The organism is Hydrogenophaga sp. GW456-12-10-14-TSB4 (assembly GCF_059424305.1).
The window spans coordinates 17,487-42,942 of record NZ_JBWKZH010000007.1; the positions used below are offsets into that span (position 1 = coordinate 17,487).

A 25,456-nucleotide genomic window follows, 5' to 3' on the forward strand; every position below is an offset into this window, starting at 1 on the left:
TTCACTTCTTCATCTGGTCGTAGTCGAGCACGACCTTCCAGCGGCCGTTCTGGATCTGCGAGAGCCGCGCCTCGCTGGTGGCCAGGTGGCTGGTGGGCGACCAGCTCATTGCCGGCATGCCGAACATGTCGCTCGGCACCTTGAGCGACTCCAGCGTCCTGGCCAGCGAATCGGTGCTCACCGCCGGGCCGTTCTTCTGCAGCGCGGTCGCCAGCCGGTCGATGATCACGTAGCCATAGGTCGAGAACACGGTGGGGTTCTCGTTGTAGGCGGTCTTGTACTTGTTGGCCCAGAAGCGCAGCGGCTGCGAGGCGTCGTCCTCGTAGGGCACCTGCGCCATCATGGTCGAGTACAGGCCGTCCATGCCCTTGCCGCCCAGGCGCGGGATCAGGTCGGTGTAGGCGCCCACCGAGGTCAGGAAGGTCGGGTTGTAGCCCAGCTTGCGCGACTCGGCGATGGCGCCCACGGTCTCGCGGATCACCGTGCCCAGCACCACGAAGTCGCAGTTGGCCGCGCGCAGGCGCGCCACCTGGGAAGAGAAGTCGGTCGCGCCGCGCTTGTAGGTGGTCCGCTCGGCGAACTCCACGTTGATGCTCTTGAGGCCGATCTCCGCGCCCTTCATCACCTCCTGGCCGTAGTCGTCGTCCTGGTACAGGGTGCAGGCCTTGGTGGCGTTCTTTTCCTTGTACAGGCGAGGCGTGGCGCGCGTCATCTGCTCGATGTAGGACGAGACGAAAGCGAACTTGAGCTTGTCCACCGGTTCGTACATGTCCTTGGCCAGCGCCATGGGGAAGAAGTTCATCACGTTCTTCTGCGCCAGCGTGGGCATGGCCGCATTGGCGCTGGCCGCGCCCAGCATGCCGACCATCACGAAGACCTTGTCCTGGTTCACCAGCTTCTGCGCGGCGAGCACGGCGCGCTTGGGGTCGTAGCCGTTGTCTTCCACCCGCAGCGCGAGCTTGCGGCCGTGCACCCCGCCCTGCTCGTTCACCTCGGCGATGCGCAGGTTCATGCCGTTGCGCAGGTCCTTGCCGTAGCCCGCGAGCGGGCCGGAGAGGTCGAGGATGGAGCCAATGAGCAACTGGTCCTTGCTCACGCCCTGCTGCTGGGCCAGGGCGGGCCAGGCCAGCGCCGCCAGGGACACGGCGGCCAATGGGATCAGGTGGCGGTGCTTCATCTCTTGTCTCCTGCAGTGGTGGTGAAAGTGAATCAGATCGCGTGGTAGCGGCCGTTCGCTGCGGCCATGTCGCGCAGCGCCTGCGGCGCCTCGAAGCGCGGGCCGTGGCGTTTGGCCAGGCGGTCGCATTCGTCCACGAAGCGGGCCGCGCCCACCATGTCGATGTGGCTGATGGCGCCGCCCAGCACGGCCGGGAAGCCCCAGCCCAGCAGGGAGCCCACGTCGGCGTCGCGCGTGCTCACGATGCCCTCGGCCACGCAGCGCGCGGCCTCCAGCGACTGCGAGTACATGAGGCGCTTGCGCACGTCGTCCAGGCTGGGCTGTTCCTCCGCCAGCGGGAAGCGCTGCGCCAGGCCCGGCCAGAGCTTCTTGCCGCCCTCGGCGGGGTGGTCGTAGAAGCCCTTGCCGGCTTTGCGGCCCGGGCGGCCCAGCTCGTCCACCATGGCGACGAGCACCTCGTCCTGCGGCTGTTCGCGGTAGGCCGCGCCCTGATCGAGGCGGCCCTGCTTCATGGCCTTGTGCAGCAACTCGACCGAGAACTCGTCGATCAGCGCCAGCGGCGGCATGGGCATGCCGGCCAGGCGCCCGGCGTTCTCGATCAGGTTCGGGTTCACGCCCTCGGCCAGCATGGTCATGGCCTCGAAGGGGTACATGCCGAAGGCGCGGTTGGCGTAGAAGGCCGGGCAGTCGTTGACCACGATGGGCGTCTTGCGGATGCGCTTGACGAAGTCCATCGCGTGCGCCACGGCGGCCTCGCCGGTCTTCTCGCCTCGGATCACCTCGACCAGCGGCATCTTCTCCACCGGCGAGAAGAAGTGCAGGCCCACGAACGAGGCGGGGCGCGAGGACACCTCGGCCAGGCCGGTGATGGGCAGCGTGGAGGTGTTGGTGGCGAAGATGGCGTCGGCGTCCATCGCGGCCTCGGCGCGGCGCGTCACGTCGGCCTTGACCGCACGGTCCTCGAACACCGCCTCGATCACGATGCCGCAGCCCGCGAGCTCGGCCATGTCGGTGGTGGTCTTCACGCGCGCCAGGGTCTGGTCGCGCTGGGCCGCGTCCAGGCGGCCCTTGGCCACCTGGCCGTCGAGGATCTTCGCGCCGTAGGCCTTGCCCTTCTCGGCGGCGGCCAGGCTCACGTCCAGCAGCACCGTCTCCAGCCCCGCCACCGAGCACACATGGGCCAGGCCCGCGCCCATCATGCCGGCGCCCAGCACCGCCACCTTGCCGAACTTGCGCGGCGGCACGCCCTGGGGCCGGCCCGCGAGCCGGTTCGCGTCGCCCATGGCGTAGAACAGCGTGCGGATCATGTTCTTGGTTTCGGGCGAGGTCGCCAGGCGCGCGAACTGGCGCTGCTCGATGCGCAGGCCGGTGTCGATGTCCACCTGGCAGCCGTCGTACACGCTGGCCAGAATGGCCTCGGGCGCCGGGTACAGCGCCTGCGTCTTGCCCAGCAGGTGGCCGGACACGCCGAAGAACACCTGCGTGGGCCCGGGCGACTGCGGCGTGCCGCCGGGGAATTTGTAGCCCTTGGCGTCCCAGGGTTTGACGGTGGCCTGCGGGCCGTCCGTGAGCAGCCATTGTTTCGCGCGCGCCAGCAGCTCGGCCGCCGGCACCACCTCGTCCACGATGCCCGCTTCCAGCGCTTTCTGCGGACCGACCTTGCGGCCCTCCAGCAGGTAGGGCAAGGCGGCCTTGATGCCGATCATGCGCGGCAGGCGCTGCGTGCCGCCGGCGGCGGGCAGCAGGCCCAGCGTCACCTCGGGCACACCGAGCTGCAGCCGGGCGTCGTCCACCGCGATGCGGCGGTGGCAGGCCAGGCAAACCTCCAGGCCGCCGCCCAGTGCGGTGCCGTTGATGGCGGCCACGAAGGGCTTGCCCGAGGTCTCGATGCGGCGCAGCGTGGCGCTCAGCGGCGCGGTGATGTCCATCGACTGCTGCGCGCTCGAGATGGTGCGGATGAATTCGAGGTCACCGCCGGCCAGGAACTCGGGCCGCGCCGAGGTCACGATCACGCCGCGCACCGCCGCGTCTGCCGCCGCGCGGCTCACCGCCGCGCCGAAGGCCGCGATCGAGTCCGTGTTCAGCACGTTCATCGGCCGGTCGGCCACGTTCCACGTCAGGGTCGCGATGCCGTCCGCGTCCACCGTGTAATCCACCATTGTTTCGCTCCAGTTGCTTGTTGTTGTGGCGCTCAGACGCGCTCGATGACCATGACGGAACCCATGCCGCCGCCCACGCACATGGTGACCACGCCGGTGCTCAGGTTGCGCCGCTCCAGCTCGTCGAGCAGCGTGCCGAGCAGCATGCCGCCGGTGGCGCCCAGCGGGTGGCCCATGGCGATCGCGCCGCCATTGACGTTCACGCGGTCGTGCGGCACGTCGAGCACCTCCATGAAGCGCAGCACCACGGAGGCGAAGGCCTCGTTGCACTCGAACAGGTCCACGTCGCGCGCGTTCATGCCGGCGCGCTTGAGCGCGGCCTGCGCGGCCGGCGCCGGGCCGGTGAGCATGATGGTGGGCTCGGTGGACACGGTGCCGAAGGCGCGCACGCGGGCGCGCGGTTTCAGGCCCTGCGCGGCCGCCGCTTCCTTCGTGCCGATGAGCACGGCCGAGGCGCCGTCCACGATGCCCGAGGAGTTGCCGGCGTGGTGGATGTGCTCGATGCCGCCAAGCTGCGGGTAGCGGTGCAGCGCCAGCGCGTCGAAGCCCATCTTCTCGCCCTGCGCGGTGAACGAAGGATCGAGCTTGGCCAGCGTCTCCATCGTGGTGTCGCCGCGCACATGCTCGTCGCGCGCCAGGATCACCAGGCCGTTGAGGTCGCGCACCGGCACCACCGACTTGTCGAAGTAACCCTCGCGCCAGGCCTGGGCCGCGCGGCGCTGGCTCTCGACCGCGTAGGCGTCCGCGTCCTGGCGGCTGTAGCCGTAGAGCGTGGAGATCAGGTCGGCCGAAATGCCCTGGGGCACGATGCGGTTGGGGATGGTGAGCTGCGGGTCGGTGATCCACGGGCCGCCCGAGGTGAACATGGGCACGCGCGACATGCTCTCCACGCCGCCGCCAATGACCAGCTCGGCCTGCCCGGACTTCACCAGCGCGGACGCGAAGTTGCAGGCCTCCAGGCCCGAGCCGCAGAAGCGGTTGATCTGGATGCCGGGCACCGCCTGGTCGTAGCCGGCGGCGAACACCGCGCTCTTGGCGATGTCGGCCGCCTGCTCCTGCACCGGCTCGACACAGCCCAGGATCACGTCGTTCAACTGCGAGGTGTCCAGGCCGTGCCGGTCGCGCAGCGCGGCGAGCAGCCCCCCGGCCAGGCGCGCCGAAGGCACCTCGTGCAGACCGCCGCTGGCGCGGCCCCGGCCGCGCGGGGTGCGCACGGCGTCAAGAATGTAGGCTTCCGTCATATTGCAAGGAATGGTTGGGGAATGGCGCGCTTCAGCGCCCCTGGAACACGGCCGGGCGCCGCTGCTGGAAGGCGGCGATGCCCTCCTTCAGGTCGGCGGTGGCGAACACCTGGGCCAGTTGGCGGCCCTCGTGGGCGAACATGGCGTCGAAGTCACCGCCCTGCAGCAGGATCTCTTTCGACAGGCGCAGCGCCTGCGTCGGCCCGGCGGCGATGGCCTGCGCCGTCTTCGCCACCTCGTCGGCGAGCTGGTCGCGCGGCAGCGCGCGGTTGATCAGGCCCAGGCGCGCGGCCTCGGCGCCGCTCAGCAGGCGCCCGGTGTAGATCAGCTCGGCCGCCAGCGCATGGCCCAGGCGGTCGAGCAGGAAGTGGTGGGTGCCGCTGTCGGGCACCATGCCGATGTGGCGGAACGGGCTGCCGAACAGCGCCCCGTCCTCGGCAAAGCAGAGGTCGCAGCACAGCGCCAGGCCGAAACCGAAGCCCAGGGCCGGGCCGGTCACGGCGGACACCGTGGGGATGGGCAGCTCGCGCAGTCGGCGGCAGAACGGGCCGACCACGTTCGCGATCAGGGCCATGGGGTCGTCGGCCGCCGGGTCGATGGAGCCGATGTCCCAGCCGGCGGAAAACACCGCGCCGGCGCCCTGGATCACCAGGCAGCGCGCGCCGCCGGCGAGCGCCTCGTCCAGCAGCGCGCCCAGGCGTTGCACGTCGGCGGTGCGGAAGGTGTTCTTGGGTTGCGCGAGGTCCAGCACCAGGGTGGCGACGGCGCCTTCGGTGCGCAGGGTGATGCCGGCGGCGGGCCGGGTGGCGGTGGCAGTTGACATGCCCGCCACTCTGCCAGCGGGGGTGCTCCGGAATATCGTCGCCTTGGACGATTAGGGCCCATTCACGACGAAGCGCACCAGGTCCGCCATCTGCTCCTCGCCCAGGCGGGTGTGGCCGCCGGGGTAGACGTGCAGGCGCCGGTCATCGGTGCCCAGCGCGTCGAACAGTTCCAGCTGCCCGTCCCGGCTGAACAGCTCGTCGTGCCATTTCTGCTGGAACAGGACCCGCGCGCGCACCGCCATCGCATCGGCCCGCAGGCGGGCGGAGTTGACGAAGCTCGTGCCCCACATGCCGATCACCGCGGCATGGATGCGGTCCTCCTGCGCCAGCAGCGGCAGGCCGTAGGCGGTCCCCATGGACACGCCGACCCAGGCCAGGTGTTCGGGCCGCCAGGCGCCGACCAGCTCGTCGATCAGGCGCCGCCAGGCTTCGACGTGTTGCCCGACGTGGGCCGGCTCGTGCGCCCACTTCTCGAAGAAACGCGCGCGCACCGCCAGGGGTTCGAGCACCTCGTCGCGGCCCAGGCGCGCGCCGTGCACCGGCCCGTCCAGCGCGACCAGCCGCACGCCCTCCCGGCCGGTGAGCGCGTGCGCCACGTCCCACACGTCGGCACCTGCCTTGTGCGAGCTGCCGCCGTGCTGGATGAGCGCCAGACGCGCTGGCCGCGCATCGCCCACGGGTTCGTACACCGCCCCCGTCGCCGCGCCATCGGCCTGGGACCGGGGCACAAAACGCCGGCAGCGGACCTGCCCGACCACCTCGGCCTCACCTTGCCACTTCAACATGTGTTCTCCTTGTGGTGAATGCCTGCGCTTCCAGCAGGCGGACGTGGTCGCGGTGGAGCTGGTCGATGCGCTGCACGCCCAGCAGCTTCAGGGTCCGGACGATCTGCGATTCGAGGATGTCGGCGGCGCGAAGCACACCGGCCTCGCCCCCGGCCATCAGGCCGTAGAGGTAGGCGCGACCGACCCAGGCGAACCGGGCCCCCAGGGCCAGGGCCGCGACGATGTCGGCGCCGTGCTGGATGCCGGAGTCGATCATCACCGCCGTCTGCCGGCCCACCGCATCGACCACCTCGGGCAGCAGCCGCAAGGGGATGGGCGCGCGGTCCAGCTGGCGCCCGCCATGGTTGGAGAGCACGATGCCGTCGGCGCCGAAATCCGCCACGCGCCGGGCGTCCTCCAGGGTCTGGATGCCCTTGACCACCAGCGGCCCGTTCCAGGCCTCGCGCATCCACCGCAGGTCCTCGACCGTGGCGCTGGTGTCGTAGAGCTTGGCCACCAGTTCCGCCGCGCCCTCGTGCTCGCCGGCGGACGCAAACGCGAAACGCGGCGGCGGCGTGGTGAGGAAGTCGAACCACCAGTTCGGGCGGTGCGAGGCGTCGAGCAAGGTCTTCAGGGACAGGCGCGGCGGCATGGTCATGCCGTGGCGCAGGTCCCGCAGCCGGTTCCCCGCCGTGGGCACGTCGACGGTGACCACCAGGGCGTCGTAGCCCGCCGCCCGGGCCTGCTCGATGAAGCGCAGCGAGCGCTCGCGGTCCTTCCAGAGGTAGAGCTGGAACCAGCGGCGCGCGTGTGGCGCCGCCTGCGCGAGCTCGGTGATGCCGGTCGTGCCCATGGTGGACAGCGCATAGGGAATCCCCTTGGCCTGCGCCGCGCGCACCACGGCGCGCTCGCCCTCGGCATGCAGCAGGCGCGTGAAGCCGGTCGGGGCGAAACCGAAGGGCAGCCGCAGCGCCCGGCCGAACAGCTCGGTGCCCGGGTCGGTCACCGACACGTCGCGCAGCACGCCCGGCTGGAACTCCAGGTCGCGGTAGTACTGCCGCACCCGCCCGAGGGTGATCTCCTCGTCGGCGGCGCCGTCCACGTAATGGAACGGCCCCGCCGGTGTGCGCCGCCGGGCGATCGCGCGCAGGTCGTCGATGGTGTGTGCCTTCGCGAGGCGCCGGGCCGTGCCGTTCCACTCGAAGCGCTGGAAGGACAACAGAGGTCGGAGCTCGCGCCAACGCGGAAACTGTCGCTGCATGGCCGGCCGCTCAGTCCACGCGCACGATCTTGCCGGGGTTCAGGATGTTCTTCGGATCGAGCGCGCGCTTGAGGGTGCGCATCATGGCCACCGCACCCTGGCCGGTTTCGGCGCTCAGGAAGTCCATCTTGTGCAAGCCCACGCCGTGCTCGCCGGTGCAGGTGCCGCCCAGCGCCAGCGCGCGCATCACGAGCTGGTGGTTCAGGCGCTCGGCCGTCGCGCGTTCGGCCTCGTCGTGCGGGTCGATCAGGTAGCCCACGTGGAAGTTGCCGTCGCCCACGTGGCCCACGAGAAAGTAGGGCATGCCGCTGGCCCGGGCTTCGTCCACCGAGGCCAGCATGGCGTCGGCCAGGCGCGAGATCGGCACGCAGGTGTCGGTGGAGATCGCGCGGCAGCCCGGGCGGCTCTGCAGGGCCGCGAAGTAGAAGTTGTGCCGTGCGGTCCACAGGCGGGTGCGCTCTTCCGGCGTGGTCGCCCATTCAAACGCCGCACCGCCGTGCGTGGCCGCGATCTCCTGCACCACCAGGGCCTGCTCCTGCACCCCCGCCGGCGAGCCGTGGAACTCCATCAGCAGCATCGGTTCCTCGCGCAGGCCGAGCCGCGCGTGCTGGTTGACCATGCGCACCGATGGCCCGTCGATCAGTTCCACCCGCGCGATCGGCACCCCCATCTGGATGGTCTCGATGGTGGTGCGCACGGCCGCCTCCAGGCTGGGGAAGGAGCAGACCGCCGCCGACACCGCTTCGGGCAAGGGGAAGACGCGCAGCGTGATCTCGGTCATGACTCCCAGCGTGCCCTCGCTGCCCACGAAAAGTCGCGTCAGGTCGTAGCCCGCGCTGGACTTGCGCGCCCGCGTGCCGGTGCGGATCACCTCGCCCGTGGCGGTGACGACTTCCAGCGCGAGCACGTTCTCGCGCATGGTGCCGTAGCGCACCGCGTTCGTGCCGCTGGCGCGGGTGGCCGCCATGCCACCGAGGGTGGCGTCGGCGCCCGGGTCGATCGGGAAGAACAGGCCTGTGCTGCGCAGCGCCTCGTTGAGCTGCTTGCGGGTGACGCCCGGCTGCACCGTCACCGTCAGGTCGTCGGCATCGATGGACAGCACCCGGTTCATGGGCGACACGTCGATGCTGATGCCGCCCTGCACGGCGAGAAGGTGGCCTTCCAGCGAGGACCCCGCGCCGAAAGGAATGACGGGCACGCCCTGCGCGTCGGCGCCGCGCAGCACATCGGCCACGTCCTGCGTGCTTTCGGCGAACACCACCGCCTCGGGCGGCGGCACGCTCACATAGGCCGACTCGTCGCGCCCATGTTGCTCGCGCACCGCCAGCGCGATGCTGCAGCGCTCGCCGAAGCGCTCGCGCAAGGCGTCGAGAAAGGCCGGCGGCACGGTGCGCGGCCGGACCTCGGGCAGCCAGCCGTGGATCTGTTCAGGGGCGTTCATGTCGGTCGGCGCGCTCGCTCAGTCCAGCACGATGTGCTTGTCGCGGATCACCGCGCCCCATTGCCGGGACTCGCGCTGGATCACGGCGGCCATCTCCTGCGGCGACGAGCCGATCGGGACCGACGCGAAATCCTGGATGCGCTTCTGCATGTCCGGCAGCTTGGTGATGCGCACGAACTCGGCGTTGAGGCGCGTGATGACTTCGGGCGGCGTGCCCGCCGTGGTCCAGATGCCCTGCCAGCCGAGCAGGTTCAGCCCGCGCACGGCCTCGTTCATCGCCGGCACATTGGGCAGCTCGGCGATCCGCTTCTCTCCCGTCACCGCCAGGGCCTTCACCCGGCCGGACTTCGCCATCGGAATGCCGGAAGGAAAGGGCTCGATCACCATCGCCACCTGGCCGTTGATCACATCGGTCATCTGCCCCTGCTTGTAGGGCACGTGCAGCAGCTGGATCTTCTCGCTGTCCTGGATCAGCTCCATGATCAGGTGCGAGGCCGTGCCCGGGCCGTAGCTCGCGTAGGCCAGCTTGCCGGGGTTCTTGCGCGCGTAGTCGATCACGCCCGCGAGGTCCTGGGCCGGCAGGTTGTTGTTGCCCGCCAGCACATAGGCCGTGCCCACGGTCTGCGTGACCGGGGCCAGGTCCTTCGCCGAGTCGTACGCCAGCTTGGTGAACAGGTGCGGGTTCATCGTGAAGATCTGGTTGTACCCATACAGCAGGGTGTAGCCGTCCGCCGGCGCCTTCGCCACCGCCTCCGCGCCGAGGTTGCCGGAAGCGCCTGGGCGGTTGTCCACCACGAAGGGCTGGCCCAGCGCCTGGCCCAGGTGCTGGGCGTAGAGGCGCGCCAGCACATCGGGGCCCGTGCCGGCCGGCGCGGGCACGATGATGCGCACGGTGCGGGTCGGGTAGGCCGTCTGTGCGGCCACCGGGGCCAGCGTCAGGGCCGCGGCGCAGGCCGCCAAGGCGGCGCGAAAGATCTTGCTCATGTTTGTCTCCTGTTGTATTGGGTTCGTGGGGATGCAGGGCCTCAGGCCGGCGCCGTCTGGCGCTGGAAGATGCCCGCTTCGATCAGGCGCTCGATGCCGCCGGTGGAAATCTCGGCCGCCGGCGCGTTGCCGCCGATCATGCCCAGCAGCAGGCCTTCGGTTTCGCCTGCCGGCGCTTCCACGCACTCGAAGCGCCGCTGCACGCCCAGCGGGAAGGCGACAAAGTCCAGCGGCCGCAGGATCACGTGATCGTCGCCCTGGTCGCCTTCCCACTCCAGCTTCCAGACACCCTTCATCACCATGAAGGTCTCCACCGTGTCGTGCGTGTGCATGAGCACGCCCTTGCCGGGCTCGGCCGCGATGAAGGACACGCCGAAGCCGGCCGTGAGGTGAGAGACGCGGGCCTTGGCGCGGTCGCCGAACGGCGAGAACTTGCCCTCGCCCTTGGGCTGGTCGAAGCCCAGCACGTTGTAGAACGCGCGCTTGCATTCGGGCAGCTGCATGTCCGGCAGGCCGGTCTCGCAGCGCTGCAGATCCTGGAAACGGGCCACGCAGGCGAGCATGGCTTCTCGGGTGGGTTTGACGGCGGGAATGGTCATGGGGGCCTCGGTAAGTTCGTTAGACTTCCGATTCAATCAAGATCGACCACCCCGAACAATCAAGGCGATGCAATGTGGTCATTGCCCCGCGTGGATAGGAACAAACCCTAGGTGACCACCTTCCACTTCAGAAAACCGTGTTGACAGGCCCTTTGTGAAACGCAGCAACATCAACCTGCTGGTGTGTCTGGACGCCTTGTTGACCACCCGTTCCGTCACCCGGGCGGCGGAGCGGCTGGAGATGAGCCAGTCCGGCATGAGCAACGCCCTGTCCCGCCTGCGCGAGCTCATCGGCGACCCGCTGCTGGTGCGCTCCGGCAACGAGTTCAACCTCACGGAACGCGCCCAGACCATTGCGCAGAAGGTGCGCAACGGCATCGAGCTCATGGAAGAGATCTTCGCCAACGAGGGCTCGCTGGACCTGGCGCAGACCCAGGCCACCGTCACGCTGGCGGCCGCCGACAACCTGGGCCTCAATTACCTGCCGACGCTCTCGCGCCTGATCGCCGACCAGGCGCCCGGCCTGGTGCTGAACGTGCGCGCGCCCGACCCCGACCATGTGAAGGAATGGCTCAGCGAGGGCGAATGCGACATCGCGATCGGCTACTTCCCCGAGGTCCATCCCGACCTGCGCCGCCTCCCGCTGTACTCCCAGCCGATGTCCTGCATCACCGCGCGCGGCAGCTGCCCGGCCATGTCGCTGGACACCTACCTCGACCGCCCCCACGTGGTGCTGGGCTCGCCCTTTTCACCCCGCTCGACGCTGGAGCACACCCTGAGCCATGCGCTCAAGGCCGTCGGCCACGAGCGCGTGCGGTCCGTGCGCGTGCCCTCCGTCCTGCTGATTCCCCACATCGTCGCCGGCTCCAACCACGTCGCCACCTTGCCGACCTGGATCTGCGAGCAGTTCGCGGCGCACCTGCCGCTGGACATCTGGCCCGTGCCCTTTCCCCTGGCCGACATCGAGACCGTGATGGTCTGGCACGAGCGCACCCACCGCCTGCCCCTGTTCGTGTGGCTGCGGGACCTCATCCGCCAGATCCCGCCCGGCCCTACAGATCCTAGTCGCGCCCGGCCGCGATGATCGCCTGCGCCAGTTCGGCCGGGCGCGTGAACCAGGCCTCGTGGCTGCCGGGCGCCTCGACATAGCGGAACAGGCCCAGCCGTTCCGACAGCCGGGGGTGCCAGGGCAGGCTGCCGGGCAGCGCCACGTCCAGCACGCAGTTCACATACGACTTGCCGACCGCCAGCGCGGCCAGGGGCTGGGTGATGGCCGAGGGCTCGGTGAAGGTGCGATAAGGATGGGGGTTGAGCCTGGCATACGCGGCCTTGGCCAGGGCGAGGTCGGCATCGTTGATGAAGGCCTCGCGCCAGATCTCGAACGGCAGCATCACCGCCTGCCCGTTCGCGCCGGCAATGTGGTCGAACAGCGCCTTGTAGTGCGGCGGCACCATGTCGTTCAGGCACTCGCCCGGCTGCGGCACGAAAGCGTTCACATACACCAGGCGCGCCAGGCGCGGCAGCAGCCGCTCGGCCGCGCCCGAGATGACCATGCCGCCGTAGCTGTGGCCGACCAGGCGCACCGCCTTGAGGTCGCGGCTTTCCACCTCGTGCACCAGCGAGGCCACCGCATCGGCCAGGCCCACGCTGGCGCGGTCGTCGCCGGACCGGTTGCCGGCCAGGGTCGGGCAGTGCACGGTGTGGCCGGCGGCGCGCAGGTGCTCGGCGGTGGCTTCGATTTCAGCGCCGGTGTGCCAGGCGCCGTGGACAAGGACGTAGGTGTCGGACATGAGGGTCTCCTGTTGAAAGTGGAGCGAACTGTAGGCCGCGCCGGCGGCTGCGGATGGCCGCTGCCGGCCAGGCCCATGGCCGCTGAGCGTCAGCGCTGGCGGCGCAGGGCACCCGGCGTCTGCCCGGTGGCACTGCGGAAGGCGCGCACAAAATGCGAGGGGTCGAGCAGGCCCACGCGGCGGCCGATTTCGGCCACCGTCAGTCGGTCGAAGCGCGGGTCGGCCAGCAGGCGGCGCGCGCTGTCCATGCGGCAGGCCATGAGCTGCTGCGCGAACGTGTGCTGGTGGGCCGCCAGCCCCCGGTGCAGGCTGCGCTCGCCAATGCCCAGGCCGGCGGACACGGCGGCGGCAGTGAGCCCGGGCTCGGCGTGGCGCTCGCGCACCGCGTCGGCGATGCGCGCGGCCAGGCCGGGACGGGCCAGCGGTACCTCGGTGCCGGCCGCCAGCGCCAGCAGCGCCCCCAGCTGATCGGCCAGCAGCGCGGGTGGCAGCGGTGGCGCCAGCGCCAGCTCCGGCTGCAGCTGGCGCGCGAAGGCCGAGAGCGCGGCACCGAAGCCGCTGCGGCCGTCCAGCGCGCGCCCGCAGGCGGCCGCCGGGTCGGGCATCCAGCGCTCGACCCAGTCCGATGGCAGCTGCAGCGAGACCGTGTCGCAACGGGTGGGAAAGTGAAACTCGTAGCGGCGGCGCGAATCGACCAGCAGGCAGTCGCCCGGCGCCAGCCGCGCGCCGCGCTCTTCCTGGGCGCCGGCCCAGGGCTCATCGGCCTTGCACAGCAGGTAGAAGAAATTCGGCCCGCCGCGCGAGAGGTGCCGGGGTGTGCGGTAAACGTCCTGCGCGCTGCCCTCGACGCGGTTGAGTTGCAGTTCGCCCAGCGGGGCCGACGTCAGCGCGGCGTCGAAGCGCTGCGGCGCGCGGCTGCGCACGTCCATCTCCAGAAAGCCTTCGCAGACCGCCTCCACCCAGTAGTCCAGGGACCGCCCGGCGCCGGCGGCCTCGGTGCTCCAGCGGCGCAGCGGGGTGTTCATGGCATCCAGCATGGCACGCCCGCCCCCTGGCAGGCAAGCCCGGAAAACCCGGCTACAGATCGCGCGCGATCAGCTCTTTCATGATCTCGTTCGTGCCGCCGTAGATGCGCTGCGCCCGCGCGTCCACGTAGGCGCGCGCGATCGGGTACTCGGCCATGAAGCCGTAGCCGCCGTGCAGCTGCACGCAGGCATCCACCACCTTGCCCTGCAGGTCGGTCGTCCAGTACTTGGCCATGGAGGCGGCCTGCGCGTCCAGCGTGCCGCGCAGCAGCAGCGCCAGGCAGTGGTCGACGAAGGTGCGGCCGATCTGGATCTCGGTCTTGAGCTCGGCCAGCACGAAGCGGGTGTGCTGGAAATCGGCCACCGCCTGCCCGAAGGCCTTGCGCTCGCGCACGTAGTCCAGCGTCCAGCGGTAGGCCGCCTCGGCGGCGGCGATGGCCGAGATCGCGATCTGCAGCCGCTCCCAGGGCAGCTCGCGCATGAGGTAGACGAAGCCCTGGTTCTCCTCGCCCAGCAGGGCGTCGGCCGGCACGCGCACGTTCTCGAAGAACAGCTCGCCCGTGTCCTGCGACTTCAGGCCCATCTTCTTGAGCGGCTGGCCCTTGCGCACGCCGGGCAAGGTGGTGTCCACCGCCAGCAGGCTCACGCCCTTGGCGCCGGCGGCCGGGTCGGTCTTGGCGACCACGATCACCAGGTCGCACACCGTGGCGTTGGAAATGAAGGTCTTGGAGCCGTTGAGCACGAACACATCGCCCTCGCGCACCGCCGTCGTGCGCACCGCCTTCACGTCCGAGCCCGCGCCGGGTTCGGTCATGGCGAGCGCACCGATCACCTCGCCCGTCACCATGCGCGGCAGCCAGCGCTGCTGCAGGTGTTCGCCCGCGAAGTGCAGCAGGTAGTTGGTGACGATCTCCGAGTGCATGGTGAGCGAGAGGCCGAAGTTGCTGTAAGGCGCGGCCTCCTCCAGCAGCACGGCGGAGTACAGCAGGTCGGCGCCCGGCCCGCCCAGGGCCTCGGGCACGGTGGGGCACAGCAGGCCGGCCGCGCCAGCCGCCTCGAAGAAGCCGTGCCCGAAGCCGCCGCGCGCCTCCCAGTGCTCGATCTGCGGCGCCACCTCGGCCTGCAGAAAACGGCGCACCGTCTCGCGGAAAAGTTCGTGTTCGGGTTGGAAGATCTCGCGTTGCATCATGGGAATAAAAGCTTTCTCAGGCCAGCCAGCCCGCGCGCCGGGCGACCTGCACGGCCTCCATGCGGTTGCGGGTGTCGAGTTTCACGTTGATGTTGCGCAGGTGGGTGCGGATGGTGGTTTCGGCCACGAACATGCGCTCGCCGATCTGGTCGTTGGACAGGCCTTCGGCCACCAGGCGCAGCACCTGCAGTTCTTTTTTGGTCAGCGCATCGATGGCGCTGGCCGACGGCGTCGCCGCGCCGGCCACGGCAGGCGGCGGCAGCGGCGCCACGGGCGCGCGCAGCAGCCTGTCCAGAAAGGCGATGGGCGCGCCGCCGTCGGCATCGAGCAGGTCGGTCGGCCCGCTGCGCAGTTCCTGCAGCATCACCAGCAACAGCGGCCCTTCCACCAGGAAGGCGCGCACATAGCCCTCGGCGGCACCGAAGCACACGGCCTTGGCCAGCACGCGCATGGCGCGGTTGCGCTCGCCCAGCTTGTACTGGGCCTGCGCCAGCACCAGGCGCAGTGTCATGGCGCGGCGCTCGCGCTGGGCGCGTTCGGCCGCGTCCACCTCGGCGCGCAACTCCGCCACCACCTCGGCCGCGTGCCCGGCCTGCACGGCCCAGCGCGCGTGCGCCAGCGCCAGCGTCTCGACCTCGTTGGCACGCAAGGACGAGCGGCTCACGCGCGCCCACAGCGCCTTGTCGCCGCAGTGGTCGATCTCGGCGCGCGCGCGGCCCAGCCGACCTTCGGTCACCAGCATGCGCACGCGCTCCAGCCGCGCGCCGGCCACCACGCGCGGCAGGCCGTCGCGGTGGCCCAGGTGCTCCAGCTCGGCCAGCAACTGCAGCGCGTGGTCGCTGTCGCCCTGGTCCTGCGCGATGCGCGCCATCACCACGTGGGCCAGGATCAGCTGGTCCGGAATGCCGACGTGGCGGATCAGCGGGATGTAGACCGCCAGCAGGCGCTCGGCCTGGTCGAGCTGGTCGGCCTCGAACAGCGCCTCGGCCAGCAGCACGCCGGCCATGGCGTTGCCGTTGGTGGTGCGCCCGGCGTCGTGCGTGCCGGCATTGACGGCCAGCCGCAGGCGCGCGAGCGCCTTGCGCAGCCGGCCCTGCGTGAGGTCCACCGCCGCCTCGGCGGCTTCGGAGAGCGTGAAGTTGAAGCTGCTGCGGTGCTCGGGCTGGCGGCTGCGCGCGGCGTCGGCGTAGCGCAGCGCCTCGTGGTAGCGGCCCGCAATCATCGCCAGGTTGGCCAGGATGATCTCCAGGAAGCCGCGCACGAAGCTCACGTGGCTGGGCAATGCGCCCAGCAGGGCCGAGGCCAGCTCGGTGGCTTCGTCGGTGCGGTCGGTCAGCACCATGAAGAGCGGCTTCATGGCCAGCCGGTGCGCGCCCACCTCCTCGTCCGGGTCGGCGCGGCGCTCCAGCCGCTCCAGCAGGGGCGCGGCCGCCAGCGGCCCGCGCGCGAAACACACGGCCCAGGCGTGCACCACCTGCAGCATGGGGTGTTCGTCGAGCAGGCCGCGCTCCAGCAGCGGGTCCAGCCAGCGCGAGAGCAGGCGCATGCGACCCTGGTCCAGCAGGGCCTGCGCGTGCTGGTTCAGCAGCGGCAGCGCGGTGCGCACGTCGCCGGCGGCCAGCGCGTGTTCGATGGCGGGCACCGGCCGGCCCTGGCCCAGGAACCAGCGCGCCGCCGCGCGGTGCAGGCCCGGCACCTCGTCCGGGTACTGGCGCTGCAGCTGCGCGCGCAGGAACTCGGCGAACATGCCGTGGTAACGGTAGCCGCTGCCCTCAGGCTGCAGCGGAATCAGGAACAGGTGCGACTGCTCCAGCGAGCGCAGCATGGCGGCGCTGTCCTCGCGCCCGCAGATCAGGTTGCACAGCGAGGCGTTGAGCACGGCGAGCACGCTGGAGCGCAGCAGGAAACCGCGCACGTCCTCGGTCTGGCGCGCCAGCACGTCTTCCACCAGGTAGTCCACCACGGCGGCGTTGGAGCCGGTGAAGCCGGCGATGAAGGGGCCCGGGTGGTCGCGGTGCTCGAGCGAGACCGAGGCCAGCCACAGCGCCGCCGCCCAGCCTTCGGTGCTGCGGTGCAGGCGCACGATGTCTTCGCTCTCCAGCACCAGGCCGCGCCGCTCGCGCAGAAAACCCTCGGTCTCGCTGACCGAGAAGCGCAGTTGTGCCGGGTCGATCTCCAGCAGGCGGCCGCGCGCGCGCAGCCGGCCCAGGCTCAGCTCGGGCGCGCCGCGCGAACCCACGATGAGCTGGGCGCCGCGCGGCAGCTGGTCGATGAGCTCGTTCACCAGGCCCAGCGCCACCGGGTTCTGCAAGGCCTCGAAGTCGTCGAGGAAGAGCGCGAACGGCGCGGGGTGCGCCGCCACGTGGTCGATCACCGAGAAGGCCAGCTCCTCCAGGTTGCCCACGGGCGCGCCGCGCGCGCGCGCCAGGCCGGGCACCAGCGGTTCGAGCGCGGCGGCCAGCACGGTGAGGAAGCGGCCCACGTCGTTGTCCGCACGGTCCAGCGTGAGCCAGGCGGTGGGCAGGCCGGCCTCCTCGAAACGGTGGCGCACCTGCAGCATCACGGTGGTCTTGCCGAAGCCCGCCGGCGCGCGCAGCAGCACCAGCCGCGCCGAACCGGCGCTGAAGATCTTCTCGCCGACCTCGGCGCGCACGATCTCGAAAGCCGTGGGCAGCGGCGGGTTGAGCTTGGCCGCCAGCGGCGAGCCGCGCGCGGCCTCGTCCACGGCCTCGGTCGCCGTGCTCACCAGTCTCAGTCGCGCGCCTTCGGTTGCCATGTCATCCCGTCCTTGCGTACATCGTAACGACGCAGGCCCCGCCCAGGCCCAGGTTGTGCTGCAAGGCCACTTTCGCGCCATCCACCTGCCGGGCCCCGGCCTGCCCGCGCAGCTGCCACACCAGCTCGGCGCACTGCGCCAGCCCGGTCGCGCCCAGCGGGTGCCCCTTGGACAGCAGGCCGCCCGAGGGGTTGGTGACCACGCGGCCGCCGTAGGTGTTGTCGCCGTCCAGGATGAAGCGCTCGGCCCCGCCCTCTTCCACCAGGCCCAGGGCCTCGTAGGTGATGAGTTCGTTGGCCGTGAAGCAGTCGTGCAGCTCGACCACCGGCACGTCGCCCGGGCCGATGCCCGACTGTTCGTAGACGCGCTGGGCCGCACGGCGTGTCATGTCGAAGCCGACCAGCTTGCGCATGTCGTTCTCGTCGAAACTGCTGTTGCCGTCGGTCACCAGCGCCTGCCCGGCGATGCGCACCTGGCGGTTGAGCCCGTGCTTTTTCGCGAAGGCCTCGGAGCACAGCACCGCCGCCGCGCCGCCGCAGCTCGGCGGGCAGCATTGCAGCCGGGTCAGGGGATCGAACACCGAGGGCGAGGCCAGCACCTGGTCCAGCGTGATCGGCTCGCGGAAGATGGCGTTGGGGTTGTTCGCCGCGTGCCGCCGCGCCTTCACCGCGATGCGCGCAAAGGTATCGGCCCGCGTGCCGTAGAGCTGCATGTGCATGCGGCCCGCGCCGCCGAAGAGCTGCGCGGCGATCGGCGCGGCCTCGTCGCGGCCCTGGGTGTCGGCCATCACGTCGAGCAGGCGCTGCGAGGGGTCGGGTCGGTCTGTGAAGTGCGCCGCCAGCGCGCCGCGCTGCATCTGCTCGAAGCCCACCACCAGCACGCACTCGGCCTCGCCGCTGGCGATGGCCTGGCGGCCCAGCCAGAGCGCGGTGGAGCCGGTGGCGCAGTTGTTGTTGACGTTGACGACGGGGATGCCGGTCAGGCCCACGTGGTAGGCCGCCGCCTGGCCGCAGCAGGAGTCGCCGTAGACGAAGCCGGCGTAGAGCTGGTCCACCGACTGGTAGTCCACCCCCGCGTCGGCCAGCGCGGCCTTGATGGCCGCCGCGCCCAGCAAGGGGTAGGGGTCGCCGGCGCCGGGCTTGGTGAATGGCACCATGCCCACGCCCGTCACAAACACATTCCGGCTCATGGGGCTCACTTCATCTGCGCGTAGTCGTACACCACCTTCCAGCGCCCGTCCTGGATCTGCGAGAGGCGCGAGGCGTCCGACGCCAGGTGCTTGGTGGGCGAGAACGACATCGGCGGGTTGCCGAACAGGTCGCCCGGGATGTTGCCCAGGCTGTCCATCGCTTTGACGAACGACTCGGTCGTGAGCGCCGGACCGGCCTTCTGCGCCGCGCGGGCGAACAGGTCGATCATGGTGTAGCCATAGGTCGAGAAGGTCGTCGGCGCTTCGTTGAAGCGCGTCTGGTACTTGTTGGCCCAGAAGCGCAGCGGCTGCGAGGCGTCGTCCAGGTAGGGGTGCTGCGCGGTGGTGGCGGCGTAGAAACCGTCCATGCCCTTGCCGCCCAGGCGCGGGATCAGGTCGGTGTAGGCGGAGGACGTGGCGACGAACACCGGGTTGAACTGCAGCTTGCGGGCCTCGGCGATGGTGCCCACCGACTCGCGGATCAGCGTGCCCATGACGATGAAGTCACAACCCGCGGCCTTCAGCCGCGCCACCTGCGAGGAAAAGTCGGTGGCGCCGCGCTTGAAGCTGGCCTTTTCCTCCAACCTGGCGTTGACCTTCTCCAGGCCGGCCTCGGCCCCCTTGAGCACCTCGGTGCCGAAGTCGTCGTCCTGGTAGATGGCGCAGGCCTTCTTCGCGCCCTTCTCCCGGTACAGCTTGGGCACCACGACGGCCATCTGGTCAAAGTAGGAAGCGATCAGCGCGTACTTGTACTTGTGCAGGGGCTCGTACATGTCGCGCGAGAGCGAGAGCGGGAACAGGCTGAGCACGTGCTTGGAGAACATGATGGGCATGGCCGCGTTGGCGTGCGCCGTGCCGAAGGTGCTCACGATCGCGAACACCTTGTCCTGGTTGACCAGCTTCTGCGCGGCCAGCACGGTGCGCTTGGGGTCGTAGCCGGCGTCTTCCACCAGCAGCGTGATCTTGCGGCCGTGCACCCCGCCCTGCTCGTTGATCTCGGCCACGCGCAGCTGCATGCCGTTGCGGATGTCCTTGCCGTAGCCGGCCAGCGGGCCCGAGAGATCGGGGATGGTGGCGATGCGGATCTCGTCCTTGCTCACGCCCAGCGACTGGGCCGAGGCCGTGCCGCAGAGCGCCAGCAGCGCGGCGGCGAGGAGGGAAAACGTCTTCATTGGAACGGTCCTTTCAGGTAGTCAGCGGTACATGGCCTCGATCTGCTCGGCGTACTTGGTCTGCACCAGCTTGCGCTTGAGCTTCATCGTGGGGGTGAGCTCCTCGTCCTCCGCGCCCAGGCGGGTTTCGAGCAGGAAGAACTTCTTGATCTGTTCGACGCGGGCGAACTTGGCATTCACCTTGTCGATCTCGCCGCGGATCAGCGCCTGCACCTCGGGTGAGCGCGCCAGGCTGGCGTAGTTGCTGAAGGGCACGTCGTGGTCCTGCGCGAACTTCTCGACGTTCTCCTGTTCGATCATCACGATGGCCGTGAGGTAGGCGCGCCGGTCGCCGATGACGACGGCGTCGGTCACGTAGGGGGAGAACTTGAGCTCGTTCTCCCACTCGCTGGGCGTGATGTTCTTGCCGCCGGCGGTGATGATGATGTCCTTCATGCGGTCGGTGATGCGGAAGTAGCCGCCCTCGTCGGCCACGCCCACGTCGCCGGTCCGCAGCCAGCCGTCCGCGTCGATCGCCTCGGCGGTCTTCTCGGGCTGGTTCAGGTAACCCATGAACACGTTGGCCCCGCGCACCAGCAGCTCGCCGGTCTGCGGGTCCACGCGCACCTCGTTGCAGGGCGCGGCGCGGCCGATGCTGCCCGGGCGCATGGCCTGCGCCGGCATGATGGTGGAGATGCCGCCCGACTCGGTCTGGCCCCAGGCCTCCAGCATGGGCACGCCCAGCGCGAGGTACCAGCGGATCAGGTCGGGCGAGATCGGTGCCGCGCCGGTGATGAGGAAGCGGCAGCGGTGGATGCCGATGAAGCGCCGCACGTGGTCCAGCGAGGCCAGGCCCGCGAGCCGGTACTTCAGCCGCAGCCATGGGCCCACCGGCCGGCCCGCCAGCACGGCGGCAGACACCTCGTGGCCGACGCCGATGCCCCAGGCGTACAGGGCCTGCTGCACCCGACCCGCCTCCTGCACCGAGATGGTCACGGCCGAATAGAACTTCTCCCACAGCCGAGGCACGCCGCCGAACACGGTGGGCGCGATCTCGCGCACGTTCTCGGGTACGGTGTCGGGGTTCTCCACGAAGTTCATGCGCGTGCCGCTGTAGAACGAGGCATACAGCCCGATCACGCGTTCGGCCACATGGCACAGCGGCAGGAAGCACATGCGCTCGTCGTTCTCGTCCTGCGGCTGGATGCCGTCCAGCCCGCGCACGGTGGCCAGCAGACTGGCATGCGAATGCATCGCGCCCTTGGGCCGCCCGGTGGTGCCGGAGGTGTAGATCAGGATCGCCAGGTCGCCGGCCTGGCGCGCGCCGGCCCGCTGCGCCAGGGTATCGGGCTGGGCCGCGCCCCGGCGGCGCAGCTCGTCCAGCGTGATCACGCCCGGGTCGCTGAAATGCTCCAGACCCTTGGGGTCGATGACCACGATGCAGCGCAGGCGCGGCAGGTGGGCGCGCGCCTCCAGCGCCTTGTCCAGTTGCTCCTCGTCCTCCACGAACAGCACACTGGTGGACGAGTCCTCGCACAGGTACTGCACCTGGCCGGCCGCGTCGGTCGGGTAAATGCCGTTGGACACGCCACCTGCGCTGAGCACGGCGAGGTCGCACCAGACCCATTCCACCCGCGTATTGGAGAGGATGGACGCGGTGTCGCCCGGGCGCAGGCCCAGGTCCACCAGGCCCAGGGCGATCTCGCGCACGGTGTCGCCGACCTCGCGCCAGGTCCATTCGCGCCAAATGCCCAGCGTCTTCTGCCGCATCAGCACGCGATCGGCGCGGCGCGCCACGCCGGCCCAGAACATGGCGGGGATGGTCTCGCCGGGCAGCGGCTCGCGCTGGCGCGGCCGCAGGGATTCGAGGTTCCAGAGTTGTGCCATGGGGGTTACCGCCAGTTCTTCTTTTTTTTCCAGCGCCGCTCGCCGCGCGCGCCGGTTTCCTTCATGCCGAGGTAGAACTCCTTGATGTCGTCCTTCTCGCGCAGGTTCTCGCAGCTGTCGTCCATCACGATGCGGCCGTTCTCCAGCACGAAGCCATGGTCGGCCACGTTGAGCGCCATGTTGGCGTTCTGCTCCACCAGCAGAATGGTGGTGCCGCGCTCGCGGTTGATGCGCACCACGATCTCGAAGATGTCCTTGGTGAGCTTCGGGCTCAGGCCCAGGCTGGGCTCGTCGAGCAGGATCAGCTTGGGGCCGGCGAGGATGGCGCGCGCAATCGCCAGCATCTGCTGCTGGCCGCCGGAAAGCAGGCCGGCGTCCTGCGCGGCGCGGTCTTTCAGGATCGGGAAGTAGCCGAACACGGTCTCCATGTCGCGCGCGATGCCGTCGCGGTCGCTGCGGGTGTAGGCGCCCATCAGCAGGTTGTCGCGCACCGAGAGCAGCGGGAACACCTCGCGCCCCTCCGGCACGTGCACCAGCCCCTTGCGCACCACGTGCGTGGGATCGGCGGCGGTGATGTCCTCGCCCTCGAAGCGGATGCTGCCCTTGCGCGGGTCGAGGATGCCGCTGATGGTCTTGAGGATGGTCGTCTTGCCCGCGCCATTGGAGCCCAGCACGGTGACGATGCGCCCGGCGTGCACGCTCAGGCTCACGCCGCGCACCGCCTTCACCGGGCCGTAGGCGCTTTCCACGTTGTTCAGGGTCAGAACGGGCTCGCTCATGCTGAAACCTCCACCGGCCGGCGCAGCGAGGCCACGTCGTCCACGCTGCCCAGGTAGGCCTCCACCACCGCCGGGTGCGACTGCACATCGGCCGGCGCGCCCACCGCGATCACCTCGCCCTGGTTCATCGCGAGCACCCGGTCGGACACGCGCGAGACCAGGCCCATGTCGTGCTCGACCATCAGCACCGTGATGCCCAGGTCGCGCACGATGTCCTGGATCCAGAAAGCCATGTCGCCGGTTTCCTCGCTGTTCAGGCCGGACGAGGGTTCGTCCAGCAGCAGCAGCTTCGGCGACATGCACAGCGCGCGCGCCAGCTCGACCACCTTGCGCACGCCGTACGGCAGGCCCGCCACCAGCGAGTCCCGGTGGTGCTGCAGGTCCAGCATGTCGATCACTTCTTCCACCTTGGCGCGTGTCTCGCGCTCGGCCGCGCGAACGCCGGGGCCGAACAGCGCCTCGCGCCAGACCGAGGTGCGGCGCCGGATGTGGCGGCCGATCAGCAGGTTCTGCAACACGGTCGCGTGCTCGAACAGCTCGATGTTCTGGAAGGTGCGCGCGATGCCCAGCAGGGCCACCTCGTGCGGCGGCACCGCATTCAGCGCCTGGCCGTCGAAAGCCAGCGTGCCCGAGGTGGGGGTGTAGATGCGGCTGATCAGGTTGAACACCGTGGTCTTGCCGGCACCGTTGGGGCCGATCAGCGTGAAGACCTCGCCGCGCTTCACATCGAAGCTCACGTTGTTCACCGCGAGCACGCCGCCGAAGCGCACGCTGAGGTTGCGGGCTGAAAGCAGAATGTCGTCGTTCATTTCAAGCGCTCCGATTTCTGGAAGCTCTTCTGGCGCTTGAACATGCCGCGCCGGTAGAACGGGTACAGCTCCAGCCAGGTGCGGATCTTCAGCCAGCGGCCGTGGATGCCCATGGGCTCGAACATCACGAAGGCGATCAGCACCAGGCCGTAGACCACGGCCTGCAGGCCGGTGGCCTGACCGATGGCGGGCGGCAGCAGGTCCTTGAACAGCGCGATCACCTGCGGCGCGCCGATCAGGAAGATGGCGCCGAAGAAAGCCCCGTGCATCGATCCCAGGCCGCCGATGACCACCATCAGCAGCAGGTCGATGGACTGCACGAGGTTGAACTGGTCGGGCGAGATGAAGGTCATCTTGTGCGCGTACAGCGCGCCGCCCAGGCCGGCGAGCGCGGCCGAGATGCCGAACGACAGCGACTTGTAGCGCGCCAGGTGAATGCCCATGCTCTGCGCCGACACCTCGGAGTCGCGGATGGCGACGAAGGCGCGGCCGGTGGGCGCGCGCAGCAGGTTGAGCACGGCCAGCGTGCTGAGCACCATGCAGACCAGGCAGACCAGGCAGACGAAGTAGAAGGAGCGGTCCGAGTCGAAGGTCCAGCCGAACAGGGCCATGGGCTTGACGCTCTGGCCCGCGCTGCCGCCGGTGACCGACTCCCAGCGCGCCAGCACCTCTTCGACGATGAAGCCGAAGGACAGCGTGGCGATGCCGAGGTACATGCCTTTGACGCGCAGCGCCGGCAGGCCGACGATCACGCCGACCGCCGCCGACAGGCCCATGGCGCAGGCCAGCGAGACCGGGAAGGGCCAGCCGCGCGCGGCCAGCCAGGCCTCGGTGTAGGCGCCCACGCCCATGAAGGCGGCGTGGCCGATGGAGAACTGCCCGGTGAAGCCGGCCAGCAGCATGAGGCCGACGGCGACGATGGCGTAGATGAAGACGAAGGTGAGCTGCGCGAGCCAGTAGTCGGGCAGCAGCCAGGGCGCGGCGAGCAGGGCCACGAGCAGCAGGCCGTACCAGAAGCGCTGTCCTTCGTGGCGAACCAGGTGGATGTCCTGGTCGTAGGAGGTCTTGAAGATGAATCGCATCGGGCCGGCCTCAGACTTTTTTTCTGGCGCGTTCGCCGAACAGGCCGGTGGGGCGCACGGCGAGCATGATCAGCACGACCACGTAGGGCATCACGTCCTTGAAGCCTTCGGGCAGGAAGAAGCCCGAGAGGGCTTCCACGACACCGATGACGAGGCCGCCGACGATGGCGCCGGGCAGGCTGCTGAAGCCGCCGATGATGGCGGCGGGAAAGGCCTTGAGGCCGATGAAGCCCATGTTGACGTGCACGAAGGTGATGGGCGCGAGCAGGATGCCGGCGACGGTGGCGACGGCGGCGGCGAGGGCCCAGACGAGGCCGTTGAGTTTCTGCACCGGGATGCCCATGTAGTAGGCGGCGAGCTGGTTCTGCGAGGAGGCCTGCATGGCGATGCCGACGCGGGTGAAGCGGAACAGGAGCCAGAGGCCGGCGCAGAGGGCGGCGGTGGCGGCGATGATGAGGACCTGTTCGCCGGCGAGCACGAGGCCGCTGAGTTCGACGGCTTCGCCTTTGTAGGGAGCGGCTAGGGTGTGGGTGTCGGTGCCGATGCCGGGGATCATGGTGACGCCGCCACGGGCGACGTAGCCGACGCCGATGGTGAGCATGACGATGGAGAAGGCAGGCTGGCCGAGCACGGGGCGGATGACGGCGCGCTCCAGGCCCAGGCCGACGAGGGCCATGGCGGCGACAGCGGCGACGGCGGCGAGCCAGAAGGGCATGCCGAGGGGGCCCATGCACGCGAGGCAGATGAAGGCGCCGAGCATCATGAGTTCGCCCTGGGCGAAGTTGACGGTTTCGGTGGCCTTGTAGATCAGCACGAAACCGAGTGCGATCAAGCCGTAGACGCAGCCTAGCGCGATGCCTGCCACGAGGATTTGAAGGATGAGCAACTGGGTCTCCGTCGGCGGCCCTGCGGTGCGTTGTGCACGCGGGGCATCGTTGTGGGCCCGCTCTTTTGCGGGGGTTGCCGGGATCGTAGGAAGCGCCGTGCTTCGGAATATCGTCCTATCCGACGAATCCCATCTTTCTCTCGTTCGGTGGACTTCGCGCTGACGGCTGGCGTGGTCCGCGTTCTCCGGCGCTGCTCGCGGTCGACTGCCCGAGCGCTCCAGAGTTACTTCATCAACACCGTTGTTTCACACACCCTCTGTGGCAACCGCGAATCGGCGCCTGCGCCCGCGAACCCCACCATCCGTCGAGAGGGCGACCCGTTCAATCGAAAGGTGAATTCGGGTTCCGCCTTGGCGCGCCTACCTGTCACTGGGTCGATGGTGCGGGTGGCCGGGCGCAGGCGCTCCATTCGCGGTTGCGCCCAAGGTGGCGCGCCCACCCC

21 protein-coding genes are annotated in these 25,456 nt (G+C 69.8%); 1 reads left to right on the forward strand and 20 read right to left on the reverse strand.

Translation table 11 applies throughout. The features are described 5' to 3' along the window. Position 1: 1 nt before the first annotated feature. Genes AC07ZS_RS05595 through AC07ZS_RS05635 form a run of 9 tightly spaced genes read right to left on the reverse strand, consistent with a single transcriptional unit; the run spans position 2 to position 10,450 of the window. Entirely contained in the window at positions 2–1,177 is a 1,176-nt protein-coding gene (locus tag AC07ZS_RS05595; RefSeq protein WP_494797590.1) for an ABC transporter substrate-binding protein, read from the reverse strand. Between the two features lie 32 nt (positions 1,178–1,209). After that, positions 1,210–3,336, reverse strand: a complete 2,127-nt coding sequence (locus AC07ZS_RS05600; protein WP_494797591.1) for a 3-hydroxyacyl-CoA dehydrogenase NAD-binding domain-containing protein — start codon at positions 3,334–3,336, stop codon at positions 1,210–1,212. A 32-nt stretch (positions 3,337–3,368) separates the two neighbouring features. Continuing rightward, a complete protein-coding gene (locus AC07ZS_RS05605; RefSeq protein WP_494797592.1) occupies positions 3,369–4,577 on the reverse strand; it encodes an acetyl-CoA C-acetyltransferase in 1,209 nt (402 codons plus the stop codon). 31 nt (positions 4,578–4,608) lie between these two features. Next, positions 4,609–5,400 (reverse strand): enoyl-CoA hydratase/isomerase family protein, encoded by a 792-nt coding sequence (locus tag AC07ZS_RS05610; protein ID WP_494797593.1) that lies wholly within the window; start codon positions 5,398–5,400, stop codon positions 4,609–4,611. Positions 5,401–5,451: 51 nt separating this feature from the next. Then, positions 5,452–6,186, reverse strand: a complete 735-nt coding sequence (locus AC07ZS_RS05615) for an alpha/beta fold hydrolase (protein ID WP_494797594.1) — start codon at positions 6,184–6,186, stop codon at positions 5,452–5,454. Further along, positions 6,167–7,426 (reverse strand): alpha-hydroxy acid oxidase, encoded by a 1,260-nt coding sequence (locus AC07ZS_RS05620; protein ID WP_494797595.1) that lies wholly within the window; start codon positions 7,424–7,426, stop codon positions 6,167–6,169. The genes AC07ZS_RS05615 and AC07ZS_RS05620 overlap by 20 nt, the downstream gene beginning before the upstream one ends. 10 nt (positions 7,427–7,436) lie before the next feature. Then, positions 7,437–8,867, reverse strand: a complete 1,431-nt coding sequence (locus tag AC07ZS_RS05625) for an FAD-binding oxidoreductase (RefSeq protein ID WP_494797596.1) — start codon at positions 8,865–8,867, stop codon at positions 7,437–7,439. Positions 8,868–8,885: 18 nt separating this feature from the next. After that, positions 8,886–9,851 (reverse strand): Bug family tripartite tricarboxylate transporter substrate binding protein, encoded by a 966-nt coding sequence (locus AC07ZS_RS05630; protein WP_494797597.1) that lies wholly within the window; start codon positions 9,849–9,851, stop codon positions 8,886–8,888. A 41-nt stretch (positions 9,852–9,892) separates the two neighbouring features. After that, positions 9,893–10,450 carry a cupin domain-containing protein gene (locus AC07ZS_RS05635; RefSeq protein ID WP_494797598.1) on the reverse strand — a complete coding sequence of 186 codons (558 nt, stop codon included), beginning with the start codon at positions 10,448–10,450 and terminating at the stop codon, positions 9,893–9,895. A 154-nt stretch (positions 10,451–10,604) separates the two neighbouring features. Between AC07ZS_RS05635 and AC07ZS_RS05640 the strand changes: the two genes are divergently transcribed. Beyond that, positions 10,605–11,534 (forward strand): LysR family transcriptional regulator, encoded by a 930-nt coding sequence (locus AC07ZS_RS05640; protein ID WP_494797599.1) that lies wholly within the window; start codon positions 10,605–10,607, stop codon positions 11,532–11,534. On the opposite strand, the gene AC07ZS_RS05645 is transcribed toward AC07ZS_RS05640, so the two are convergent. From AC07ZS_RS05645 to AC07ZS_RS05695, 11 genes are all read right to left on the reverse strand, one after another. Beyond that, a complete protein-coding gene (locus tag AC07ZS_RS05645) occupies positions 11,512–12,240 on the reverse strand; it encodes an alpha/beta hydrolase (protein WP_494797600.1) in 729 nt (242 codons plus the stop codon). The two genes, AC07ZS_RS05640 and AC07ZS_RS05645, sit on opposite strands and share 23 nt — an antisense overlap. An 89-nt stretch (positions 12,241–12,329) precedes the next feature. Next, positions 12,330–13,265: an AraC-like ligand-binding domain-containing protein gene (locus AC07ZS_RS05650; protein ID WP_494797601.1), complete on the reverse strand. Its 936-nt coding sequence runs from the start codon at positions 13,263–13,265 to the stop codon at positions 12,330–12,332. A gap of 52 nt (positions 13,266–13,317) precedes the next feature. Next, complete coding sequence (locus tag AC07ZS_RS05655; protein WP_494797602.1) at positions 13,318–14,454, reverse strand: acyl-CoA dehydrogenase family protein; 1,137 nt, start codon at positions 14,452–14,454, stop codon at positions 13,318–13,320. 16 nt (positions 14,455–14,470) lie between these two features. Beyond that, complete coding sequence (locus tag AC07ZS_RS05660; protein ID WP_494797603.1) at positions 14,471–17,230, reverse strand: winged helix-turn-helix domain-containing protein; 2,760 nt, start codon at positions 17,228–17,230, stop codon at positions 14,471–14,473. 1 nt (position 17,231) lies between these two features. Beyond that, positions 17,232–18,419 (reverse strand): lipid-transfer protein, encoded by a 1,188-nt coding sequence (locus tag AC07ZS_RS05665; protein ID WP_494797604.1) that lies wholly within the window; start codon positions 18,417–18,419, stop codon positions 17,232–17,234. 5 nt (positions 18,420–18,424) lie between these two features. Beyond that, a complete protein-coding gene (locus AC07ZS_RS05670; protein WP_494797605.1) occupies positions 18,425–19,591 on the reverse strand; it encodes an ABC transporter substrate-binding protein in 1,167 nt (388 codons plus the stop codon). 21 nt (positions 19,592–19,612) lie between these two features. After that, a complete protein-coding gene (locus AC07ZS_RS05675; RefSeq protein WP_494797606.1) occupies positions 19,613–21,457 on the reverse strand; it encodes an AMP-dependent synthetase/ligase in 1,845 nt (614 codons plus the stop codon). 5 nt (positions 21,458–21,462) lie between these two features. Then, positions 21,463–22,236, reverse strand: a complete 774-nt coding sequence (locus AC07ZS_RS05680; protein ID WP_382158020.1) for an ABC transporter ATP-binding protein — start codon at positions 22,234–22,236, stop codon at positions 21,463–21,465. Further along, positions 22,233–23,045, reverse strand: coding sequence for an ABC transporter ATP-binding protein (locus AC07ZS_RS05685; protein WP_494797607.1), 813 nt, complete (start codon positions 23,043–23,045; stop codon positions 22,233–22,235). The genes AC07ZS_RS05680 and AC07ZS_RS05685 overlap by 4 nt, the downstream gene beginning before the upstream one ends. Further along, positions 23,042–24,127, reverse strand: a complete 1,086-nt coding sequence (locus AC07ZS_RS05690; RefSeq protein ID WP_494797608.1) for a branched-chain amino acid ABC transporter permease — start codon at positions 24,125–24,127, stop codon at positions 23,042–23,044. The genes AC07ZS_RS05685 and AC07ZS_RS05690 overlap by 4 nt, the downstream gene beginning before the upstream one ends. 10 nt (positions 24,128–24,137) lie before the next feature. Beyond that, positions 24,138–25,013: a branched-chain amino acid ABC transporter permease gene (locus AC07ZS_RS05695; protein WP_494797609.1), complete on the reverse strand. Its 876-nt coding sequence runs from the start codon at positions 25,011–25,013 to the stop codon at positions 24,138–24,140. Positions 25,014–25,456 lie beyond the last annotated feature (443 nt).

What these genes read in the sequence shown, in the direction of transcription:
- AC07ZS_RS05610 (WP_494797593.1), bottom strand. Translation starts at nt 5,400, where the DNA reads ATGTCAACTGCCACCGCCACCCGGCCCGCCGCCGGCATCACCCTGCGC.
- AC07ZS_RS05675 (WP_494797606.1), bottom strand. Translation starts at nt 21,457, where the DNA reads ATGGCACAACTCTGGAACCTCGAATCCCTGCGGCCGCGCCAGCGCGAG.
- AC07ZS_RS05650 (WP_494797601.1), bottom strand. Translation starts at nt 13,265, where the DNA reads ATGAACACCCCGCTGCGCCGCTGGAGCACCGAGGCCGCCGGCGCCGGG.
- AC07ZS_RS05685 (WP_494797607.1), bottom strand. Translation starts at nt 23,045, where the DNA reads ATGAACGACGACATTCTGCTTTCAGCCCGCAACCTCAGCGTGCGCTTC.
- AC07ZS_RS05600 (WP_494797591.1), bottom strand. Translation starts at nt 3,336, where the DNA reads ATGGTGGATTACACGGTGGACGCGGACGGCATCGCGACCCTGACGTGG.
- AC07ZS_RS05630 (WP_494797597.1), bottom strand. Translation starts at nt 9,851, where the DNA reads ATGAGCAAGATCTTTCGCGCCGCCTTGGCGGCCTGCGCCGCGGCCCTG.
- AC07ZS_RS05595 (WP_494797590.1), bottom strand. Translation starts at nt 1,177, where the DNA reads ATGAAGCACCGCCACCTGATCCCATTGGCCGCCGTGTCCCTGGCGGCG.
- AC07ZS_RS05620 (WP_494797595.1), bottom strand. Translation starts at nt 7,426, where the DNA reads ATGCAGCGACAGTTTCCGCGTTGGCGCGAGCTCCGACCTCTGTTGTCC.
- AC07ZS_RS05665 (WP_494797604.1), bottom strand. Translation starts at nt 18,419, where the DNA reads ATGAGCCGGAATGTGTTTGTGACGGGCGTGGGCATGGTGCCATTCACC.
- AC07ZS_RS05655 (WP_494797602.1), bottom strand. Translation starts at nt 14,454, where the DNA reads ATGATGCAACGCGAGATCTTCCAACCCGAACACGAACTTTTCCGCGAG.
- AC07ZS_RS05680 (WP_382158020.1), bottom strand. Translation starts at nt 22,236, where the DNA reads ATGAGCGAGCCCGTTCTGACCCTGAACAACGTGGAAAGCGCCTACGGC.
- AC07ZS_RS05690 (WP_494797608.1), bottom strand. Translation starts at nt 24,127, where the DNA reads ATGCGATTCATCTTCAAGACCTCCTACGACCAGGACATCCACCTGGTT.
- AC07ZS_RS05670 (WP_494797605.1), bottom strand. Translation starts at nt 19,591, where the DNA reads ATGAAGACGTTTTCCCTCCTCGCCGCCGCGCTGCTGGCGCTCTGCGGC.
- AC07ZS_RS05660 (WP_494797603.1), bottom strand. Translation starts at nt 17,230, where the DNA reads ATGGCAACCGAAGGCGCGCGACTGAGACTGGTGAGCACGGCGACCGAG.
- AC07ZS_RS05645 (WP_494797600.1), bottom strand. Translation starts at nt 12,240, where the DNA reads ATGTCCGACACCTACGTCCTTGTCCACGGCGCCTGGCACACCGGCGCT.
- AC07ZS_RS05625 (WP_494797596.1), bottom strand. Translation starts at nt 8,867, where the DNA reads ATGAACGCCCCTGAACAGATCCACGGCTGGCTGCCCGAGGTCCGGCCG.
- AC07ZS_RS05615 (WP_494797594.1), bottom strand. Translation starts at nt 6,186, where the DNA reads ATGTTGAAGTGGCAAGGTGAGGCCGAGGTGGTCGGGCAGGTCCGCTGC.
- AC07ZS_RS05635 (WP_494797598.1), bottom strand. Translation starts at nt 10,450, where the DNA reads ATGACCATTCCCGCCGTCAAACCCACCCGAGAAGCCATGCTCGCCTGC.
- AC07ZS_RS05605 (WP_494797592.1), bottom strand. Translation starts at nt 4,577, where the DNA reads ATGACGGAAGCCTACATTCTTGACGCCGTGCGCACCCCGCGCGGCCGG.